We start from the raw sequence: 16,985 nt of genomic DNA, 5'->3' as shown, positions 1-16,985 counted from the left end.
CTCGGGAGTCCTGCTCAAGCACGGCGCCGACATCATCGACAACCGCCAGTTCAGCGACCGCCTGCACCTCCAGGGGGCCCTCGGGCGGGACGAACCGGACGGGTGCTTCTTCATGCGCCTGCACTTCAGCGCCCCGGCCGGGGAGGAATCCCTGGCCCGCCTGCGGGCAGACTTTGAGCCGCTGGCTGCCCGGCACGCCATGCGGTGGGAGCTGCGCCCGCACGGCGAAAAGCGCCGCGTGCTGATCATGGTGTCCAAGTTTGAGCACTGCCTGAACGACTTGTTGTTCAGGACCCGCACCGGAGAACTGCCCGTGGAGGTGGTGGCCGTGGTCTCCAACCACCCGGACCACCAGCGGTTGGCACAATGGCATGGCATCCCGTTCTTCCATGTCCCCGTCACCGCCGCGACGAAACCGGCCGCGGAGACCCGGCTGCTGGAGCTGGTGGCGGAGTTCGACGTCGAACTGGTGGTGTTGGCGCGGTACATGCAGGTGCTTAGCGACCAGCTCACCCGCCGGCTGGACGGGCGGGCCATCAACATCCACCATTCATTCCTGCCCTCCTTCAAGGGTGCCAAGCCCTACCACCAGGCGTATGCGCGCGGGGTGAAGACGGTCGGGGCCACGGCGCACTACGTCAACAGCGAACTGGACGAGGGGCCCATCATCTCCCAACAGGTCGTCGAGGTGGACCACACCTTTGGCCCGGAGGACCTGGTGGCCGCAGGCCGGGACACCGAGTGCAAGGCATTGAGCAACGCCGTGCGCTGGCACTGCGAAGGTCGCGTGATCCTCCAGGGCAACCGGACCATCGTGTTGCGTTAGCGGTGTGCCGCCGGTGACGGACTCAAAGCCCGCCGTCACCGGTTGCTGGGCATGCTCCCCGACGCGCTCATGCGGCTGAAATCGCCTTGATTGGGCAGGCGCGAATGAGGATGTGCGGGACGATACAGCGACCGTGCGGCGCCATTGGTGCTCTAGGCAGCTCAGTGCTGGGAATCGTGGCGATCTCGGCGTCGTTCCTGCTTTCCGTGATCATCGCGGAGTTTCCGCTCGGGTACTGGTCGTAGCCGCTGGCATCACGTCATGACCTCGTGGCCGCCGTCAGCGCTGGCCCTGCTCATGTCGGGAGCCCGCGGATGCCCTGCCTAAAACGGGGCCGCGACGCGCCCAAAAGGCGGTCCTAGCCATGACGCCCGGCACCGGCCTATGGTGAAAGTGGACGAAAGGAGCTTTTCATGAAGAAAATTCTCATGGTTTTGACCAGCGTTTCCAAGATCGGCGATACGGGGGAGACCACGGGGTACAACGTGGCCGAGGCTGCGCATCCCTGGAAGGTGTTCAAGGATTCCGGGCATTTCGTCGACTTTGCCTCCATTCAGGGCGGCCAGCCACCGCGTGATGATGTGGACCGGAGCGATCCCATTCAAGTGGCCTTCACCGAGGACGAGACCACCCGTGCCGGCCTGTACAACACGGCCCGCGTCGACGTCGTCGATCCTGCCCAGTACGACGCCGTCTACCTGGTGGGCGGCCACGGCACCATGTGGGACTTCCCCGACAGTGAGGGCCTGCAGCGTCTGGTCGCCAGCGTCTACAACACCGGTGGCGTGGTTGGTGCTGTCTGCCACGGGCCCGCGGGCCTGATCAACGTGAGGCTGGAGAACGGGATCCACCTCGTCAACGGCAGGAAGGTGGCGGCGTTCACCAATGACGAAGAAGTGGCCGCAGGCAAGGACAAGGTGATCCCGTTCTTCCTGGTCGACCGGCTCGAGGAGCAGGGTGCCACCCACGTCTCCGCTGACGTCTTCGAAGAGAAGGTCGTGGTGGACGAGAGGCTCGTCACCGGGCAGAACCCGGCGTCCGCAGCCGGAGTCGCCAAGGAGATGGAGAAGCTTTTGGCCGAGGTAATTCACCAGGAAAAGGCTGAAGAGCAGCATGAAGCGGAAGAATTGCGCGCGCACAAGGATGCCGAGAAGGCGGCCGCGGCGGCAGCGGCGGCGAGCTCCAACCCGGAGCACTAATTCCGGCCGAACTTCTGCTCCAATGGCGTGTTTGTGCTGGCGGAATGTTGAAGTCTCTGGATGCTGGAGCGGGCGCCGTCCCTGTCGAGGGGCGGCGCCCGCTCCATCGCAACAGCACGGTCAGGGCGCGCTGATCACCGTCTTGCCACGGACGCCGCCCTTGTCGATTTCCTGAAGTGCTTGAACGGTCCGTTCAAAGGGGAGAATTCGACCCACGACCGGACGAATGATGCCCTCATCAACGAGGGGCGTGATCTGGCCCAGCTGCTCGCCGCTGGCGTGCATGAACATGAATTCGTAGCTCACGCCAAGCTTCCCGGCCTGGCGCCTGATGCCGGCGCTGAGCCCGGCGATCGCCAGACGAAGCACCGGGTTGAGACCGGCTTCGCGGGCAAAAGCCGGGTCCGGCGGCCCGGAGATGCCGATCGCCTTGCCGCCCGGCCGCAAAACACGCAGTGACTTCTTGAGGTTCTCCCCACCCAGGCTGTCCAGCACCAGGTCGTAGTCTGAAAGTCGCTGTTCGAAGTCTTCGTTTCGGTAGTCAACGACGGTGTCCGCGCCAAGCTCCCGCGCGAAGTCCACATTGGCGGCGCTGACAGTGGTCGCGACGGTCGCACCGAGATGTTTGGCAAGCTGGATGGCGATCGACCCCACCCCGCCGGCACCGGCATGAACAAGGACTCTTTGGCCGGGCTGGACATTGCCCCGCACGATGAGAGCCTGCCATGCGGTCAAGGCCGCCAGCGGCAGGGAAGCTGCTTCCTCGAAGCTGATCGTGACGGGTTTGAGCGCAAGATCCGCTTCGGGCACGGAGATGCGCTCAGCAAATGAGCCAATGCTGTCCTTGCGGGGCCGCCCATAAACCTCATCACCGGGCTTGAACGCCTGCACCTTCGCGCCAACGCGGAGTACGACACCAGCAACGTCGTGGCCAAGGACCAGCGGAAACTTGTAGGGAAGTATCTGCTTGAACTCGCCGGTTCTGATTTTCTCATCCAGCTGGTTGAGCCCCGCAGCGCGCACGTGAACAAGGACCTCGCGCTCGCCGACTTCGGGCTCGGGCACTTCCGCAGCCTCCAAAGGACCCTTGTACCGATTGATAACGAACGCCTTCACGGCACGCCTCCTGCATGGTTGATGATGTGTGCCAATCGTGGCTGCGCGGTCTCCGGGCCGCGGCTGGTCACGTGTGTTTGGGCAAGTTTGGTGAAGGATTGGGAACAGCTCTTCGCTGCTTGATGTCGACGATCATGAGAATGATCAGGGAAGCACTCAGCCCTGCCAGGGCAAGGGCGGCGATGCCGACTGCGGCACCGAGGGTGCCGGCTGTTGCCAGTGCACCAACGCCGATGGCGGTGCCTGCTTGCAAGGCGTAGGCGATCAAATAGAGCAGGGACAGTGTGGCGCCGCGGTGACGTGCAGGAGCGGCCTGGTTGATGAGGCCGAGCCCTCCGGTGAACGTGAAGGAGTAGGCGATCCCGCCGACAATGCACCAGCCGAGGAAGAGGGTGATGGATCCGAAGGTGCTGGCGGCGGTCATGAGCGCGAGGCTGAGGATCGTCAGGGCTGCACCGGCCCAGACCGAGGCGTATGCCGGGACGCGGGACAGGAAAAGTGCGGTGATGCCGATGGCCGCCGCCGAGCACCCCAAGAGCACGCCGACGACCGCGGTGTTCCCGGCGTGGGTGAACTGGGCGATCATGTGCGCGCCGAGCGAGAGGAAAATCGCACCGACGCAATAGGCGAGGGTGACCGACATGGTGGCGATGGAGAAACGACGTCGAATGCCCCGGGGCACGCTGGGCGCCTGGGGCCGCCACCGTTGGGCATGGACGGGTTTGTCGTCCGGTGCACGCATCAGCGCCGCGATTGATGCGAAGGAGAGTATGAGCAGGACGATGTAGCTCCAGAACAGGGGCATCGGGACGAACTGCGCCAGCGTTCCGCTGACGATGAGGGCCAAGGTGAGTCCGGTCGCGGTGGCCACGGTCGCCATGGAGCTGGCGAAACGGGGACTGTTGCTGGTGTTGTTTTCCATCAGCGCTGCGGTCCCTGCGCCCATCGCCAGTCCGGCGCCGGCGCCCTGCAGCACGCGCCCGGCGAACAGGAATGCCACGTTGGGGGCGATCGCGAAGACAAGGGCCGAGGCGGCGATGAGCGCGACGCCGGCAATCATGACTCGCCGTCGTCCAAAGCGGTCGGAAAGGTTCCCAAAGATTGGCAGGACTGCGAGCAGAGTGAGCGGGTAGCTCGCAAACACGGTGGTGACGATGAGCGGGCTCAGGCCCCACTGTGCCGCGTAGATCGGGTACAGAGTGCTGGGGGCGCCGGAGGACCAGAGCACCAAGGCGAGCACGGATGCCGACGCCCAGAATGCCCCACGCCTGCCCATTCGGCGGTGGGGAGTGGGTGGATTCCCTGGCAGGACCGCGCTCAGTCGGGTCACGGGGTGGGTTTCGGGTGGATGATCAGGCAGGTGCTCGAGGCGGTGGCCAACACCTTGCCGTCACTGTCGCGGATGTCGGCTTCGGCGAAGGCGGCGGTCTTGCCGCGGCGGGTGACCCAGCCGTGGGCGGTGACGGCGCCGGTTCCGGCGGTGATTGGCCGCAGGAACGAGACCTTGATCTCCAGGCTCGTATAGCCGACTCCTGCAGGCAGGGTGCTGTGCACGGCACACCCGCACACCGAGTCAAGAACCGTCGCAAAGAATCCGCCGTGGACCGAGCCGATCGGGTTGTAATGCGACTCGTCAGGCTGTGCCGTCATCACCACAACGCCCTCGGCGACGGAAACGAATTCCAGCCCAACATGGCTGCTGATCGGGGGTGGTGGGGTCCGGCCGTCGGCCAGTGCACGCAACTGCTCGAGCCCCGTCCGTTCGAACAGCTTCGTCTTGTCTGCTTCGGGGGTGTGGAATCGGATGGTGCGCGAACGGTTCGTCAAGGGACCGGGCAGTGAAGTCATTTGCGTTCCTTCGGGTGATCGATAAGAGAGCGGATTCCCAAGCGCCGGGGACAAGCAATCGGCACCAGATCGACGTGCTGCAGCGCACCCGTCACCTCCATGATGAATGGCAAGCCACGCAGCGCACGCCTTGATCCTATTGGTGCTAGCTTTGTTATAGCAACCCAGCCCAGAACTAGGATTGAAACATGCCGAGAACGTCGCAAGCTTTGAGTGACGCATTGACAGGCCAATGTGCCATCGCGCGCAGTCTGGGGGTGCTCAGCGATTCATGGAGCTTTCTCCTGTTGCGAGAGGCCCACCTGGGCAGGCGCACCTTCGCTCAATTTCGGGATTCGTTGGGCATCGCCACCGACGTGCTCAGCGCGCGACTGGACGCACTGGTTGAGCACGGGGTCCTGGAAAAGGTCCCCTACAGGGAGCCAGGGCAACGCACGCGCTATGCCTACGAACTGACCGCAGCGGGCAGTGAGCTGAAGGTCGTGCTGATAGCAATGCAGCAATGGGGCGAAGCACACCTCCCGCGAGAGCAAGGATCAGCCGTGCTGCCGGTGACCCGGGACGGCCAGCATCGGGTGCGGGCAAGTTTGGTCAGTGCGGGTGGAACGATCGAAACCAACGAGAACGTAGGGTTCGTTCGCGTGACCACGCCCTGACCCAAGCAATTTTGGGCGGCTGCAGCACCCCGAAGGATGCTGCAGCCGCCTTGCTGAGAGGGGTCAGTGGGCTCCGACGGTGACGGCGATTTCGTTGGGGACAACGTCCATTTTATTGGACGCAGTGATCTTGCCGGTGGTGAGGTCCACCGAGTGAATCGTGCTGGTGGCGGGTTCCGTGACATAGGCGGTGTCGCCGTTGACCATGATGGCCGGGTGGGCGTCCTGCCACTCGGCCGGGCCCTCCCAAGCGTCGATCACGGGGAATTCATTGACGATCTTTCCGTTGGTGGGGTCCAGCACGTGAATGGATCCGTTCGTGGACAGAATGTAGGCCTGGTCCCCGGGACCCCGTGCCACGTCCCGGAAGGTGTAGTTGACGGTGTCGGGAAGCTTGACCACGTTGAAGCTGTGCTTCTCGGTATCGATCAGGGCCACCGAGTTCAGGAGGTAGCCTTCGGCGTCTGGATCATTCTTGTAGTCGCCAACCACGATCGGGCTGGTTTCGGAGACGAACGCGTTCCCCATCCGGCCGTACTTGTCCGGAGCGGTGAACTTCTCGAATTTTCCGTGGTGGTACATCAGCGCACCATCCTCGCACCCGAAGACCACCGCCTCATCGGCAGCGGTGCCTTCACCGTGAATTCCCGGGCAGTCCCTGCTCTCCGCGACTGAGTGCCAGTGGTCCTCGTGAGCATCCAAAGCGACGGCTCCGGGCCGACCGGTCTCGTCTCCCAGCGTGGTGAGAAGCGTCCCGTCCTCCAACACAATTGATACGCCGTGGTGGGGTGATTCGGCGGTGTGCGTTTGAGTCTTCGGCAGGGCCCCGTTGATGGTGGCGAGGTCCGAGGATTTCATGATGGTGGTGGTGCCCGTTCCGTCGTCGAACAGGACAGTGTTGCCTGCGTGCCGGACCACATGGCCCGGAGCCGTTGCATCGACCACCAGCTCGGTGAGCTTGGGCTCGGCCATGTCCAGCAGCTGAAAACCGGCCGTTGTGGTGACGAAGACGTGCCTGCCGTCTCCGGCGGCGCTAAGCCGAGTGAACTCTTCCGAGTCAAACGTCTTGACGGGCTCGAGCGTCTTTCCATCGAGGACACTGATGCCGCCCTCGTGGGAAACGGCGACGCGGCCGTTTCCATCAGCAGACGCAGACGCAGAAGCGGCGGCGCCTGAGGCTTCGGCCACGGCGCCGGGGGTGCCCGAACCGTTGGCGCAGCCAGTGGCCACAAGCAGGATCCCGGCGATGGCGGCGGTGACTCCCAAGCGGGTATTTCTTTGACGGAGCATGTGCTGATTCCTCATTTTCATTGTTGGGTGCAAGTGCAGTTGTGTGAGCGTGATCAGGGCGCGAGCCCCTGGACGATGCGTTGGGTGTTGGTGCGCATCATGTCCACATACGTTGGCGCCGCACCGTCGGGGCGGCTCAGTGATTCCGTGAACAGTTCGCGGACTTTCACATCGATGCCGGCCTCGCTGGCAAGGACCTGCACCAGCCGGTCGGGTTGGGATGATTCGGCGAAAATGGTGGGCACGCCGGCGCTGCTGATGGCGTCGCTGAGCTGGCGCAGATCGGCGGCGCTGGGTGCGGCGAGCGTCGTTCCGCCGGGAATGACGGCCCCGATGACCCGGAAATCGAACCGTGCCGCGAGGTAGCCAAAGACGTGGTGGTTGGTGACCAGGGCCCGGCGCTCCGATGGGAGTGCGGCGAAGGCCGTTGTCATCTCGGCATCGAGTTCCGCCAGCTGGGCGCGGTAGGCGTCCGCGCTGACGGCCAGCTTCCCGGCGTCGACCCCGTCGATCCTGGCTGCGGCCGCCTCGATGGCGTTGACGACGCTGAGCATCGCTGCCGGATCGGTCCAGAAATGGGGGTCCGGCGCACCTTCCGCTTCCCCGGAACTGTAGGGCACGACGTCGACCTCGTCACCGGCGACCAGCATCGGGGCGCCGGCCGCGGCCGCCCTGTCGAGGTGCTGCTGCAGGCCTTCCTCCAGGCCCAAGCCATTGGAGACCACCAGATCCGCATCCCCCATCCCGGCCGCCTGCCGGGCGGAAATTTCAAAGGAGTGCGGGTCGGCCTCGGGCTGCATCAGCGTGGTCACGGTTGCCTGGCCGCCAAGCACCTGCCGGGTCACATCGCCCAGAATGTTCGTGGTGACCACAATCTGCGGTCCCTCAGACGGACCCTGCGCCGGCGCCGTTGGCGAGCACCCCGACACGATCAAGGCTGTCACCGCCGCGATGGCCAGCAGCAGCGAACGCCTCATCGGCCGGTCTCCACAAGGTGCACAGGCTGCGTCGGCAACTCAAGGGTCCGGGCGATGCGGGCGCCATCGGCGAAGTCAATCTCAAACACCACACCCTCCGCCGGTGCGCTGACGTAGGCCCGCCCGCCGTCAACGGTGAGCTCGACCTTCCCCGCCAGCTCCGGGCTGGCCAGGGTTTTGGGCATCAGCGGCTTCGTCGTTGCCATGCGCTCCTTCGTGCTTTCGTCATACACCTGGACGGTGCCGTCGGTAGCGACGACGACGACGTGCCCGGCGTCGTCGTCCACGGCGGCAGCGGCGAGCACGGGGGTGTCGGTGGGCAGCCAGTCCCACGTCTGCTCGCGGGTGTTGAGCAGCCACACCCCGGCGTCCGTCCCGATGCCGGCCACGGTGGGGCGGCCCTTGCGAGCGTCGAATTCCGTTGCCGGGGCGGCCGCCCCGGCCGGGTAGGGGACATGCTCCAGCAGCGGCGCCGCCCCATCGCTGGTGGCGACCACCGCGCCGTCGGCACATCCGACGACGAGCCCCACCCGGGTGGTGATGGTTCCGGCGGCAGCGGGACAATCCGCCGTCGCCAGTTCCTTGCCGCTGGCGTCAACAGCGCGCAGCCGGGCGGCCGTTCCGCTTTCGTCGGCTTCGGTGACGACTGCGCCGTCGCCCAGGGGAGCGATGATGCCGGCGTGCGGTTCAACGTCCAGGCGGAGCGTCTTGGAAATTGTGCCATCCGAGAGGGCCGCGTTATCGAGAAGAACGGCGGTGCCGGAGGACGGGAAGAACATGCCCGTGGAGCCGGCCGTGGAGAGCAGCCCCGTGGCGACGGCCGCCGTGCCCCCGCCGGCGACTGTGCCGAGCGCCGCGGGTTCGCCCCGGTAGTAGTGGAAGTGGTCCACGTGATCCCACGTCCACACGCCGCTGTCAATGATCTCCACGCCGTTGGCATTGGCCGCGAAAACATAGCGCCCATCACTGGTGACACGCTCCGGCGGCTGCACAGTCCCCAGCTGGGTCTCCGTGCCGTTGAGGAGATCCAGCATGGCGGCCTTGCCCGCGGCGTCGATGGCCACCAGCTGGAGCTGTGGTTCAGCGACTTGGGCTGCGCCGGTGATCTCGCCGTGCCCAGACTCGCCGTGCCCAGGTCGGGCAGATGCGCTCGCGTCAGGTTGCGAGGCGGGTGGACTGCTGCAGCCCGCGAGGGCAAGAAGAATGAGGGCGGCCAGTACCGCTTTTGATGTTCGGATGGTCTTTGCTACTTTCCAGAGAGTGACGCGGAAACGGGCAGGGGAGTGGGTTCGTTTGTGGTGTGTTCCCGGCTGGCCATCGCCGGGCGGCGCCGCATCGCGCTGAGGCTTGCCGCCGCATTCGAGAGTGCGGCCAAGGCGATGGCGGCCGCGGCAATGGAGGCTCCAGCCGCCGTGCCTGCGTACCAGGAACAAAGCAGACCCAGGCCGACGGCGAGCATGCCGACCACGGATGCGGCAACCATGCGGGTGGGGGTGCTGGCTGTCCATGGGGTGGCTGCGACGGCCGGCGCCAGCAGCAAGCCAACGACCAGCAAGGACCCGACGGCTTGGTAGGAGGAAACCACGGCAAGCGTCACCAAACCCACCAGGGACAGCTGCGCGATGTGGGGACGGAGCCCAAGGGTGAGGGCAATGCGGGTGTCGAACGCCGCGGCGGTGAAGCTGCGGTGCAGAACCGCGGCAACAACGATCGTGGCGATCGCGGCGACCAGCAGGCCCATCAGGTTCCCGGTGTCCAGGGCGAGGATGTCACCGAAAAGCATTGCCGTTGCATCGGTGGCGAAGGACCGGGAGTGGGAGACAACGATGACCCCAAGGGACAGCATGGCAACAAACAGCAGGCCGATGCTCGTGTCATACGACAGGCGGCCACGTCGCTGCAGCGCGCTGATCAGTGCGCTCATGACGATGGCGCTTATCGCACCGCCCACGACGGCGGGAGCCCCGGCAATCGTTGCCAGCGCAACACCGGGGAGCATGCCGTGGCCAATCGCTTCGCCAAGGAATGCCATGCCACGGACAACAACCCAGGTCCCCACCACCCCGCAGATGATCGCCACGAGGGCGCCGCCGAGCAGCGCTCGCAGAAAGAAGTCTGCGGAGAAAGGTTCCATAAGCCAATGCATGACATCAGACTAATGATAATGAGAATGATTATCAAATGGGGGTAGAGTGGAGGTGTGATTACTTCCGACTATGCCCTGCGCGGGCGAGACCTGTCCTTTGCCTTCGGTGACCTTCCCGTTCTTGTTGATGTCAATGTCGACTTGCCCTGGGGCAGCGTTACGGCCATCGCCGGGCCCAACGGCGCCGGCAAATCAACTCTCATCGAGATCCTTGCGGGAGTCCGCCAGCCACTGACGGGCGCGGTGGAACGCGCCGCGGAGGTGGCCTTGGTGGTCCAGCGGGTGACCACCCCGGACTCATTGCCCCTCACCGTCCGCGAAGTGGTCACGATGGGGACCTGGGGTGTTTCACCGCGAGGTTCACGGAAAATCGATGCCAAGGAGCGAAGGGCTCGGGTTGCTGAGGCCCTGGACCGCGTCCAACTTGCCGATTTCGCGGCGGCTCCCTTCAATGGCCTTTCCGGCGGCCAGCGCCAACGCGCGTTGCTCGCCCAGGGCATTGCCCGCCGGGCGCGCATCTTCCTCCTCGATGAACCTGCGGCGGGCCTCGATGCCGAGAGCCGGGAACGCACGAGGGTCATGCTCGCCGAGGAAGCGCGCCGCGGCGCTGCGGTCGCCTGTGTCAGTCATGACGAGGACTCGATTGCTGCCGCCGACGCGGTGATTTCGCTGGCGGGCGGCAGGCGGGTCAGCTAGTTTCCGGGTGCGCCGACGGGCGGGGCTGCTGGGCGGGACGCTGAACAGTGTCGTTGCGGCCCTGCGTTCGCTTGTACAGTTGATGCCATGCCAAAGAAAGCGCTTTCCAAGCCTGCCGCCGTAGTGAGTGGAGCCCATCCGGTCCGATCGGTCGTCCGGCTCCTGCTGCGGCGGCCCAGACGGATGGTGTTGGCCCTGTTCGCCTTCGCGTTGAAGGAGATCCCGCTGTGGTTTCTGCCGGTCATCACAGCGGCCATCATTGACGTTGTGACGGTTGGCGGTGAAGTGGAATCGGTGCTGTGGTGGAGTCTGCTCGCCGCGGTGCTGCTCATACAGAACTACCCAAACCACATTGTTTACACACGCAATTTCATGACCGTGGTGCGCGACACCGGATCCGAACTGCGCAACGTTCTGGCCGCCCGCCTGCAGAGTTTGTCGATCGGTTACCACACGCGTGTGAACTCTTCGATCGTGCAGACCAAGGTCGTGCGGGATGTCGAAAACGTCGAGCTGATGCTCCAGCAGATGACCCATCCATTGCTGTCCTCGATCATGGTGATGACAGGGGCCATAACGATGACGGCGATTGCCGTGCCGCAATTCCTTCCGGTCTACGCACTCACGGTGCCCATCGCGATTGGCATCCGCTTTGGCATGCGAAACCGGTCGCGCACCCGCAATGAGACGTTCCGCCACGAAATTGAAGGCTTCTCGGCGCGAGTCGGGGAAATGGCCTCACTGATCCCCGTTACGAGGGCGCACGGCCTGGAACAGACAGCGGTCACCCGCGTCTCGACCAGCGCTGACGGCGTGAAGCGGGCAGGCCTGCGCCTTGACATGCTCAACGGCCATGTCGCCTCGATCTCCTGGGTCACCATGCAACTGCTCGGTGTTGGCTGCCTCATGTTGGCCGCCATCTTTTCCCTCACCGGAATCCTTCCGATCACGGCCGGCAAAGTCGTCATGCTGTCGAGCTACTTTGCCCTGCTGACCCAAGGATTGACCCAGCTCCTGATGCTGATTCCGGTGGGAGCTCGCGGGCTCGAGTCAGTGCGCTCCATTGCCGAGGTATTGCAGGATCCGGACATCGAACAAAATGAAGGCAAGCTGCCCGTCAAGGACGTGACCGGCAAGGTGCAGCTGGACCGGGTGAGCCAGCGGTACTCCGACGCCGAGGTTGACGCCATCCATGAAATTGACCTCGACATCCAGGCTGGTGAGACGGTGGCCTTCGTCGGGTCTTCGGGTTCCGGAAAATCAACGCTGCTGAATTTGGTGTTGGGATTTGTCCGCCCCACCACGGGACGGATCCTGCTCGATGGTGTCGACATGCAGCTGTTGGACCTGCGAACGGCCCGTCGCTTCGTTTCGGTGGTGCCGCAGGAATCCGTCCTGTTCGAGGGCACAATCCGGGACAATATTGCCTATGGCCTCCCACATCTCGAGGACGAGCGCATTCGCACCGCTTTGCAGGACGCCAACGTGCTGGACTTCGTCCAAGCCCAGCCCGAAGGCTGGGACACCATCGTCGGCGAACGCGGCGCGAGACTTTCGGGCGGGCAGCGCCAGCGGCTGGCCATCGCCCGGGCACTGGTGCGTGACCCGCGGATCCTGCTGCTGGACGAGGCGACCAGTGCCCTCGATCCCGAGTCGGAACAACTCGTCAAGGTAGCCCTTGGCCGGCTGATGCAGGGGAGGACGACTCTGGTCGTCGCCCATCGACTGTCCACCATCAGGCAGGCCGATCGCATCGTCGTGCTCGAGAACGGGCAAATCGTCGAGGTCGGCACCCATGACCAGCTGCTGGCGACGTCGGGCCGGTACGCGCAACTGCACGAAGCCCAAGTTGGTTCCAACGGCTGAGCGCGCCCCTCGACTAGCAAGTCCCGCCGGCGTAGTCGGGCAGGCAGCCGGAGGCGTGCTGGTTTGGTCCTGGCTGCGGAGTTAGAGCTGGAGCTCTGAGAGCGGAGCCGCAAGTGTGAACCCGTCCAGCTCTGCGGGTGCCGCCAATCCGACGGAGGCGCTGGTGACGATGACAAGCGGATCAGGGTCTGCCGTGAGGACGACGCTGGTGGGCTGCGAAACAGGCAGTGCCACCGGCTTGGGGGAGCGGTCGCCCGGACCATACACGTCCAGGCGGTTCCCGCCCCACACGGCGTTCCAGAGGCAGCCGTCGCGGGCCACGTGCATGCCGTCAGGGGATCCGCCGTCGACCTTGGTGAACAGTTCAACACTGGAACCGGGCACGGTGCTGGTGCTCAGAATCTGTCCGGCCACGGTGTCACCGATGAGCATTGCCTGGATTTCCGGCAGGAAGATTGGGCCGTTGGGGATGTCGAGCCCGCTCAAGATGGATGTGACGTGCCCGGTCTCGGGGTCCCAGCGCCAGACGCGGCCTTCGGGTGTGGACCCGTCGTGCACCATGGTGCCGAACCAGCATGATCCGTCCGGGGCGAAGCAGCCGTCATTGACGCGGTGCCGGGTGCTGTCGAGCCCGGGGGCGGCGATTTCGACAGCGGGCCCATCGTCGCGAAGCCACGACAGCCCGGTCCCAACCGCACCGATCAACCGCCCGTCGGGTGCTTTTTCGACGAAGCCCAGCGGGGCATCGAAGGTGCGCAGCAAGGCGCCTTTCTGTCCGGAACCCGGTGTCCACGAGTAGAGCTCGCCGCGCAAGAGGTCGACCCAATGGACGACGCCGTCAAGCATGCGCAGGCCTTCGCCCAGCTCGAGCCGGGACGCGCTGATGGGCTGCCAGGGGGAGTGGATCATTTTGTACACTTTCTCTGCTGACGATGGGTGGGGGAACCGGGGGATTGCGCCATCCGGCGGTTCAAAGCGTCAAAGCCGGGCCAACCAGGCCCGGGCAAAGCAGTACAGGCCGTAGGCACCGAGCCCCACACCGATGAAGATCAAGATGCCTTCCCCGAATGGCAGTGCGGTGAGAGCTTTCAAGGCACCGTCCAGGCCGGCGGCGTCTTCGGGGTTCACCTTGACGGCGGCAACGACGAAGAGTACGCCGAGCGTAAAGATGGCGATGCCTTTCGCGATGTGTCCTGTAATCCCCAGCGCCGCCACGGCCTTCCCTGCGGGGCCTGCAGGCATGACGAGGTCATCGCGAAACTTCCTTCGCGCACCCTTGTACACGAAGTAACAGCCAACACCGGCCGTGATGAGGCCAACGAGGATGAGCAGCCACTGCCCGCCGGGAAGCGAGAGGATGGTCCCGCTGGCCTGGCTGCTGCTGGAGCTTGAGTCTGTTGGATTCCGGAGCACCAACGACAAAGCGGTGGAGGCAAGGGCGGCATAGGCGACGCCATTGCCGAGCAAAGCCAGGCTGTGGCCCCACCGCTTCTTGGACGAAGATCCGATGCCAAGCCCGGCTTGCAGGAGATACCACAAAGCCAGGGCCGCGAGGCCTGTGACAGCGACCCACAAGATAACCGTCCCGCCGGGCAGCTTCGCCACCTGCGCAAAGGCACCGGACTGGTCCGACTCGCCGCCTTGGTGGCGGGCAACACGGATGGCCAGGTATCCCATGAGCAAATGCATCAGGCCGCTGGCCGCGAAGCCGATCCTGGCGACAGTGCCCAGGACCCGGCTGTTTCCTGCCCGACTGGCGGTGCGCCGGGCCTCCCGGCCGGCCCTCACAAGCCGTCCTTCTGCGGATTCGATGCGTCCTTGTGGATCATCTGGTGCTCCTTCATGGCATTGTCCAGCCCTGCTACTCCGGCGAACCCGTCATTCTGATGGTCAGGGCCAGCGGTTCGACGCTGACCAACAGGTGGGATGCCTGGCCCGCATGGTCGCCGTCGAGCTGGAATTCCTGTGGCTGGTCCAGGGCGATTTCCGCAGTCCTGCCCGAGTGGCTTTGCAGGGACTTGTTTTTGTTCCGGCCCCTGCTGAAAATACCGGTGATGACGTTCAGCCACCCAAAACGGCCGCGCGGCGCCAGGATCAGCAGGTCCAGAATGCCGTCGGTGACTGACGCGTCCGGGAAGATCTGCACACCGCCCATTAGCTTGCCGCAGTTGCCCACCATCACACTGCGGACTTTGCTGCGGACCGGGCGCTGCCCGTCGATGGTCACTGTCGCGGAGACCGGCTTGCCCGGCAGGTGCCGAATGCCGGCTTCGACGTAGGCCAGCCACCCCACCCGGTCCTTGAGCCCGTCGACGGTGCCGCCCATGATGGCAGCGTCGTAGCCAAGCCCTGCGGCAACCAGGAACAGCTGCTCGTGCCTGCCATGGTCAATGACGGCCCTGACGACGTCGATCTTGGCTTCGGATCCGTTCAGAGAGTCCTTGGCCGCGTTGAGCGGATCCGTCACGTCAATGCCGAGGTTGCGGGCCAGCAGGTTGCCGGTTCCCAAGGGCACCAAACCCATCGCCATGTCCGTGCCGGCGAGTATCTCGGCAACAGCACGCACGGTGCCGTCCCCGCCCGCTGCCAGGACGACGTCGACCCCTGCCTCCAAGGCCTGCCGGGTTTGGCCGGCGCCTGGGTCCTCTTTCGAGGTTTCCAGCCACAGCGGCTCGGCCCATCCGGCCTCCGCGCACAGCTGGAAAAAGTTTGCCTTGAACTGTTCGTCCGGGGCCTTCATCGGATTGATGACCACGGCGGCACGTTTGTCCTGCCGGAGCTGCTCTTCTGCCATGACGTCCCTCGTGTTTGCGTAAATGTAGACCGGACTTGAATACTAGCCCGAATGGCAGGTGGGAGGGCCTTGCTGGACCCGCCCGCGCGCCGATTCAGAGAATGCCGTGGACCTTCAGCTGCTGCGCCAGGCCGGCACCGTCCGGTGCCGAAACCCACGTCACAGCCCCGTGCCCGGACTTGGCCGAGTCCTCGAACGTGCGGCCACCGGCCAGGATGGCCTCACCGGCGGAGAGTTGGCGGATGGCAATGGCAGCCGTCTGCGCCGCGTGGGTGCGTGCAAACTCGGCGTAGATGTCCGGGTCGTGCTGTCCGTCGTCGCCCACAAGCAGCCAGCGCATGCCGGGAAATTCCTGTGCGAGCCGCGCCAAATTCTTGTGTTTGTGGTCCGGCCCGCTGCGGAACCAGTGCTGCCGGGTTGGCCCCCAGTCGGTGAGCAGCAGCACGCCGTCGGGGTACAAATTCCGGGCCAGGAAACGTGTCAGGGCCGGAGCCACATTCCACGCGCCGGTGGAAAGGTACAGGATTGGCGCCCCCGGGTGCCGGGCAACGACGCGGTCGAGCAGGACCGCCATGCCCGGGGTTGGTGTCCGTGCGCGCTCGCTGAGGACAAGGGTGTTCCACAGCGCCAGCAGCGGCCTGGGCAGGGCCGTGACCATGACGGTGTCGTCAATGTCGGAGACGATGCCAAACGTGGCGTCCGGATCGATGACCTGGATGCGGGCCTCGGCCGGGGCGGTGTCCGGGCTCCGCAGGACAACCGTGTGCCACCCCGGAGCCAAGTCGGAGTCCAGGACCACGTCCACAAGCCCGCCCCCGTCGGCACGAACCTGGTGGATGACGTCGCCGATTTGCACCTCCACCCGGCTGTGCCGCACCGGGACGGTGGTGAAGGCCTGCCAGCCGCGCACCGTCCCCTTGGTGTCGTTGTCGGACGTGCTCGTCAGGACCACCCGGGCCAGCACGCGCACCCAGCCGGTGCTGCCATAGCCGGGGAAGGCGACGATGGTGGGGACGGCCCCGGTGAGGGCGGCCAGGCGGGTGCGGACGGAGTGGAGGACGTCGGCCACGCGCATCACTGATGCGAGCAAGGCCGGGGCCGGGGGTTTGCGCGATAACGTGACCATGGCTTCACTGTCCCACAACCGCCGGCGTCGACGCGAGCTGCCGGCCGGCCCGACGTTATCGGGCAGCGTGAACGGGCTGGATGGCGTTGAGCGGGGCCCACTCCACGATGGAAAATGAGCCGCCGGACTTCTCCACCTTGAAGCCGCCGTGCCCGCCGAAGTGCGCCGGGAACATCAGCAGTCCCTTCTCAGCGGCCTCGGAGAAGATTCGCCCGCGGGTGGCGTTTGCCACGGCAGCGTCCTCGTCGAAGCAGCTCGAGGTGTGCAGATCGCGCGCTTGGGCGGCCTCGAGCGTTTTCCCCAGCTGTCACGTTGCGTTGACAGTTGGGCACGGCGCCCCGATCCCCACTGGAATGTCCTGCGCTGTCCACTGACAGCCAGTTCAGAATGGTGGGTGTTTCACGGCCCGGTTTGGCGGTTTGGGTATCCTCAGGCGGAACCGGCG

The 16,985-nt window shown here is 65.1% G+C and carries 17 protein-coding genes; 5 read left to right on the top strand and 12 right to left on the bottom strand.

Annotation, left to right across the window (positions count from 1 at the left end):
• Positions 1-826 (top strand): formyltetrahydrofolate deformylase (gene purU / locus ACT3TS_RS18635; RefSeq protein WP_444533024.1); only part of this gene is annotated, 826 nt, incomplete at its 5' end.
• A 413-nt stretch (positions 827-1,239) separates the two neighbouring features.
• Positions 1,240-2,025 carry a type 1 glutamine amidotransferase domain-containing protein gene (locus tag ACT3TS_RS18630; protein WP_444533023.1) on the top strand — a complete coding sequence of 262 codons (786 nt, stop codon included), beginning with the start codon at positions 1,240-1,242 and terminating at the stop codon, positions 2,023-2,025.
• Positions 2,026-2,145: 120 nt separating this feature from the next.
• Here the strand turns inward: ACT3TS_RS18630 and ACT3TS_RS18625 are convergent, their stop codons facing one another.
• The 3 genes from ACT3TS_RS18625 to ACT3TS_RS18615 all read right to left on the bottom strand — a co-directional run bounded on the left by ACT3TS_RS18625 (position 2,146) and on the right by ACT3TS_RS18615 (position 4,989).
• Entirely contained in the window at positions 2,146-3,141 is a 996-nt protein-coding gene (locus ACT3TS_RS18625; protein ID WP_444533022.1) for an NADP-dependent oxidoreductase, read from the bottom strand.
• A 67-nt stretch (positions 3,142-3,208) separates the two neighbouring features.
• Positions 3,209-4,471, bottom strand: a complete 1,263-nt coding sequence (locus ACT3TS_RS18620; RefSeq protein ID WP_444533021.1) for an MFS transporter — start codon at positions 4,469-4,471, stop codon at positions 3,209-3,211.
• On the bottom strand, positions 4,468-4,989 hold the full coding sequence (locus tag ACT3TS_RS18615) for a PaaI family thioesterase (RefSeq protein ID WP_444533020.1): 522 nt from the start codon (positions 4,987-4,989) through the stop codon (positions 4,468-4,470). Before ACT3TS_RS18615 ends, ACT3TS_RS18620 begins: the two co-directional genes overlap by 4 nt.
• 188 nt (positions 4,990-5,177) lie before the next feature.
• Here ACT3TS_RS18615 and ACT3TS_RS18610 point away from each other — a divergent pair, with 188 nt between their 5' ends.
• The gene (locus ACT3TS_RS18610) at positions 5,178-5,645 is read left to right on the top strand and encodes a winged helix-turn-helix transcriptional regulator (RefSeq protein WP_444533019.1); all 468 of its coding nucleotides are present in this window, start codon (positions 5,178-5,180) and stop codon (positions 5,643-5,645) included.
• Positions 5,646-5,708: 63 nt separating this feature from the next.
• Here ACT3TS_RS18610 and aztD read toward each other — a convergent pair whose 3' ends face one another.
• The 4 genes from aztD to aztB all read right to left on the bottom strand — a co-directional run bounded on the left by aztD (position 5,709) and on the right by aztB (position 10,058).
• A complete protein-coding gene (gene aztD, locus ACT3TS_RS18605; protein WP_444533018.1) occupies positions 5,709-6,950 on the bottom strand; it encodes a zinc metallochaperone AztD in 1,242 nt (413 codons plus the stop codon).
• Positions 6,951-6,988: 38 nt separating this feature from the next.
• A complete protein-coding gene (aztC, locus tag ACT3TS_RS18600; RefSeq protein WP_444533017.1) occupies positions 6,989-7,912 on the bottom strand; it encodes a zinc ABC transporter substrate-binding protein AztC in 924 nt (307 codons plus the stop codon).
• Positions 7,909-8,976 carry an ABC transporter gene (locus ACT3TS_RS18595; protein ID WP_444533016.1) on the bottom strand — a complete coding sequence of 356 codons (1,068 nt, stop codon included), beginning with the start codon at positions 8,974-8,976 and terminating at the stop codon, positions 7,909-7,911. Before ACT3TS_RS18595 ends, aztC begins: the two co-directional genes overlap by 4 nt.
• Before the next feature lie 182 nt (positions 8,977-9,158).
• Positions 9,159-10,058 (bottom strand): zinc ABC transporter permease AztB, encoded by a 900-nt coding sequence (gene aztB / locus ACT3TS_RS18590; protein WP_444533015.1) that lies wholly within the window; start codon positions 10,056-10,058, stop codon positions 9,159-9,161.
• 54 nt (positions 10,059-10,112) lie between these two features.
• Between aztB and aztA the strand changes: the two genes are divergently transcribed.
• Both aztA and ACT3TS_RS18580 read left to right on the top strand, forming a co-directional pair.
• Positions 10,113-10,754, top strand: coding sequence for a zinc ABC transporter ATP-binding protein AztA (gene aztA / locus ACT3TS_RS18585; protein ID WP_444533014.1), 642 nt, complete (start codon positions 10,113-10,115; stop codon positions 10,752-10,754).
• Between the two features lie 87 nt (positions 10,755-10,841).
• The gene (locus tag ACT3TS_RS18580; protein ID WP_444533013.1) at positions 10,842-12,620 is read left to right on the top strand and encodes an ABC transporter ATP-binding protein; all 1,779 of its coding nucleotides are present in this window, start codon (positions 10,842-10,844) and stop codon (positions 12,618-12,620) included.
• Positions 12,621-12,701: 81 nt separating this feature from the next.
• Here ACT3TS_RS18580 and ACT3TS_RS18575 read toward each other — a convergent pair whose 3' ends face one another.
• The 5 genes from ACT3TS_RS18575 to ACT3TS_RS18555 all read right to left on the bottom strand — a co-directional run bounded on the left by ACT3TS_RS18575 (position 12,702) and on the right by ACT3TS_RS18555 (position 16,772).
• Positions 12,702-13,529, bottom strand: coding sequence for an SMP-30/gluconolactonase/LRE family protein (locus ACT3TS_RS18575; protein ID WP_444533012.1), 828 nt, complete (start codon positions 13,527-13,529; stop codon positions 12,702-12,704).
• A gap of 69 nt (positions 13,530-13,598) precedes the next feature.
• Positions 13,599-14,408 (bottom strand): DUF1206 domain-containing protein, encoded by an 810-nt coding sequence (locus ACT3TS_RS18570; protein ID WP_444533011.1) that lies wholly within the window; start codon positions 14,406-14,408, stop codon positions 13,599-13,601.
• 73 nt (positions 14,409-14,481) lie between these two features.
• Positions 14,482-15,414, bottom strand: a complete 933-nt coding sequence (locus ACT3TS_RS18565) for a diacylglycerol/lipid kinase family protein (protein ID WP_444533010.1) — start codon at positions 15,412-15,414, stop codon at positions 14,482-14,484.
• A 94-nt stretch (positions 15,415-15,508) separates the two neighbouring features.
• On the bottom strand, positions 15,509-16,540 hold the full coding sequence (locus ACT3TS_RS18560) for an App1 family protein (RefSeq protein ID WP_444533009.1): 1,032 nt from the start codon (positions 16,538-16,540) through the stop codon (positions 15,509-15,511).
• Positions 16,541-16,595: 55 nt separating this feature from the next.
• Positions 16,596-16,772 (bottom strand): hypothetical protein, encoded by a 177-nt coding sequence (locus ACT3TS_RS18555; RefSeq protein WP_444533008.1) that lies wholly within the window; start codon positions 16,770-16,772, stop codon positions 16,596-16,598.
• Positions 16,773-16,985 lie beyond the last annotated feature (213 nt).

The organism is Specibacter sp. AOP5-B1-6 (genome assembly GCF_052376555.1).
Lineage (GTDB): Bacteria > Actinomycetota > Actinomycetes > Actinomycetales > Micrococcaceae > Specibacter.
The sequence above is the reverse complement of the archived record's forward strand: the minus strand, read 5'-3'. Positions and strand labels throughout refer to the sequence as shown.